Source organism: Halorubrum sp. AJ67, assembly GCF_000513435.1.
In genome coordinates this window covers 100,288-103,015 of the sequence record NZ_CBVY010000011.1, presented here as the reverse complement: position 1 = coordinate 103,015, position 2,728 = coordinate 100,288, and the positions used below count along the sequence as shown (strand labels likewise).

General features: G+C 70.5%; 4 protein-coding genes and 2 pseudogenes. 4 read left to right on the top strand and 2 right to left on the bottom strand.

The window, feature by feature from the left end; genetic code table 11:
- Nucleotides 1-180 (top strand): hypothetical protein (locus BN903_RS15910; RefSeq protein WP_195155780.1); only part of this gene is annotated, 180 nt, incomplete at its 5' end.
- A gap of 6 nt (nucleotides 181-186) precedes the next feature.
- Here the strand turns inward: BN903_RS15910 and BN903_RS10345 are convergent.
- Complete coding sequence (locus tag BN903_RS10345; protein ID WP_228841082.1) at nucleotides 187-501, bottom strand: CGCGG family rSAM-modified RiPP protein; 315 nt, start codon at nucleotides 499-501, stop codon at nucleotides 187-189.
- Between the two features lie 91 nt (nucleotides 502-592).
- Here BN903_RS10345 and BN903_RS10340 point away from each other — a divergent pair, with 91 nt between their 5' ends.
- From BN903_RS10340 to BN903_RS10330, 3 genes and pseudogenes are all read left to right on the top strand, one after another.
- Nucleotides 593-829: a DUF2249 domain-containing protein gene (locus BN903_RS10340; RefSeq protein ID WP_048077648.1), complete on the top strand. Its 237-nt coding sequence runs from the start codon at nucleotides 593-595 to the stop codon at nucleotides 827-829.
- A 91-nt stretch (nucleotides 830-920) separates the two neighbouring features.
- A pseudogene (map, locus tag BN903_RS10335) lies at nucleotides 921-1,828 on the top strand (type II methionyl aminopeptidase).
- Nucleotides 1,828-2,394 (top strand): HIT domain-containing protein, encoded by a 567-nt coding sequence (locus BN903_RS10330; protein ID WP_048077647.1) that lies wholly within the window; start codon nucleotides 1,828-1,830, stop codon nucleotides 2,392-2,394. Before map ends, BN903_RS10330 begins: the two are co-directional and overlap by 1 nt.
- 6 nt (nucleotides 2,395-2,400) lie before the next feature.
- Here BN903_RS10330 and BN903_RS10325 read toward each other — a convergent pair.
- Nucleotides 2,401-2,728: pseudogene (locus BN903_RS10325) on the bottom strand (ATP-binding cassette domain-containing protein); the annotation flags it as partial.

The window sequence follows — 2,728 nt, the reverse complement described above, 5'->3', positions numbered from 1 at the left end:
ATCGAGCGGGCGGTGTTCACGGAGGCCCGGGAGACGGCGCTCGAACACGCGAGCGGGCTCGGGCTCTGGCTCGTCCACTGGATCGTCACGGAGTCGGGCGGCGACCTCAAGATCGACACCCGGGAGCCGACCGGCACGGTGGTGCGGATGTGGCTCCCGCGAGCGGCCGAAGAAAGCTGACCCCGCCTACACGTCGACGCGAACGACGTGGCCGCCGCAGCCACACTGCTCGACGTACTCCGGGTCGAGGTCGTCGTCGAACGCCGCCTCCAGCGCGTCGAAGAGGTACGCCTCCGGGTGGCCGTGGTCGCCGTGGGTGACGAGGTTGACGTGGTTTCCCGCGGCCGTGTGCTCGACCGCTTCGATCGCCTGCCGGACGAGCAGGTCGCGGTTCGCGGCGTGTTCGGGGCCTTCGAGGTTCGCGGACCACGAGTTCTCGTGGACGTGGTCCGTCACCGGGTCCGCGCCGTGGTCGTGGTCGTGATCGTCGTGTGTAGCCATCTCGATCGGAGGAACGTTCCCCACGCGGATACCGCTTCGAGCGAACATGTTCGACGGGAGGGTTACCACCGCGCGGCCCGTCGATCGATCCATGAGCGCCGACCCATTCGACGACGCGGACGAGCGCTTGGACGCCCGCGAGATCGACGGCGAACCGTTCGGCGATATCATGGCCGCGCTCGACGGCCTCGACGACGGGGAGTCGCTACTCCTGGTCAACAGCTTCGAGCCGGTCCCGCTGTACGACGTGCTGGCGGAGCGGGGGTTCACCCACGAGACGGCGAACCCGGCCGAAGACGAGTGGTTCGTCGAGATCACGCCCACCTGAGCGGAGGCTGAGACGGCTCGGTGACCCCGAGCCGGAGCGCCGCCGACCGCCCTCCGCAACCTCTTTGCGCGCGGTCGCCGAACCCGAACTCATGAGTCACGGATCCCTCGACGCGGACGCGGTCGAGAGCTACCGCGAGGCCGGCGCGGTGCTGACCGAGGCGATGAACGAGGCCCGCGAGATGGTCGAACCGGGCCGCACCCACCTCGAAGTCGCCGAGTGGACGGAGGACTTCGTCCGCGAGCAGGGCGCGGGGCTCGCGTTCCCGGTGAACGTCAGCGTCGACCCCGAGGCGTCGCACGCGACGCCCGGCCGCGACGACGAGACGGAGTTCGGCGAGGAGATGGTGTGTCTCGACGTCGGCGTCCACGTCGACGGCTACATCGCCGACGCCGCCGTCACCGTCGACCACTCCGGGAACCCCGAACTCGTCGAGGCCGCCGAGATGGCGCTCGAAGCCGCCCTCGACGAGGCCGGCCCGGGCGTCGAGGTCGGCGTCGTCGGGCAGGCGATAGAGGACGTGATCCGCGGGTACGGCTACACGCCCGTCCTCAACCTCTCCGGCCACGGCGTCCAGCGGTACGACGCCCACACCGGTCCCACCGTCCCGAACCGCGGCGTCGACCGCTCGGTCGAGTTGGAGCCGGGGCAGGCGGTCGCGATCGAGCCGTTCGCCACCGACGGCCGCGGCAAGGTGGGCGAGGGGACCGACGAGGAGATCTTCGAACAGCAGGGGTCGGCGAGCGTGCGCGACCGCCGCGCCCGGCAGGCGCTCGAAGAGATCGAGGCGTTCGACGACCTCCCCTTTGCCGCCCGCTGGCTGGAGTCCGACCGCGCGGAGATGTCGCTCCGCCGGCTGAAGCAGGCGAACGCGATCAAGGGGTACCCCGTGTTGAGGAGGACGACGACGCCCTCGTGAGTCAGGCGGAACACACGCTGCTCGTCACCGAGGACGGCGTCGAGGTGACGACCGCGGGCATCCACGGCTTCGACGACTGATGGAGCGGATCTACGCTCCCTGGCGGATCGAGTGGGTCGAGCGCGACGCGGACCCGATCGAGGGCTGCCCGTTCTGCGTCCTCCCCGAGCGCGACGACGACCGCGAGGCCTGGATCGTCGCCTACAGCGACCGCAACTACGTCCTACTCAACAACGCGCCGTACAACCCCGGCCACGCGATGGTGATCCCGAACGACCACCACGAGGACCCGACCGACCTCGACGACGCGACCCTCCTCGACCACGCGAAACTGAAGGCGGCGACGCTGTCGGCGATGCGCCGCGACGTCGACCCCGACGGCGTCAACACCGGACAGAACCTCGGCGACTCGGCCGCCGGCGGCTCGATCGACCACCTTCACACCCACGTCGTCCCGCGGTGGAACGGCGACACGAACTTCATGCCCGTCACCGGCGGGACGAAGGTGATCGTGGAGGCGATCGACCGCACCTACGGCCACCTCCACGCCGGGTTCGCGGCCGGCGACGACGTGGTCGACGCGGGCGACGCCGACGCGGGCGAGGCGGTGCGGCTCTCCTTCGACCTCGGCGTCGACGCCGTCTGAGATCCGTCAGTACACTAACTCGCCCGAGATGAACTTCCGGGTGCGCTCGTCGGCCGGGTCCTCGAAGACCCGCTCCGTCGGCCCGAGCTCCGTGATCCCGTCGTCGAGCAGCACGGCGACGCGGTCCGCGACGCGCTCGGCCTGATGCATGTCGTGGGTGGCGAGCGCGACGCCGATCCCCCGATCGCTCGCCTCCCCGATCGCGTCCTCGATGACGGCGGTGTTGCGCGGGTCGAGGTCGGAGGTCGGCTCGTCGAGGAGGAGCGCGTCCGGCTCGTACGCCAGTGCGCGGGCGAACGACACGCGCTTGGGCCTCGCCGCCGGACAGCGAGTC

What these genes read in the sequence shown, in the direction of transcription:
- BN903_RS10330 (WP_048077647.1), top strand. Translation starts at nt 1,828, where the DNA reads ATGGAGCGGATCTACGCTCCCTGGCGGATCGAGTGGGTCGAGCGCGAC.
- BN903_RS10340 (WP_048077648.1), top strand. Translation starts at nt 593, where the DNA reads ATGAGCGCCGACCCATTCGACGACGCGGACGAGCGCTTGGACGCCCGC.
- BN903_RS10345 (WP_228841082.1), bottom strand. Translation starts at nt 501, where the DNA reads ATGGCTACACACGACGATCACGACCACGACCACGGCGCGGACCCGGTG.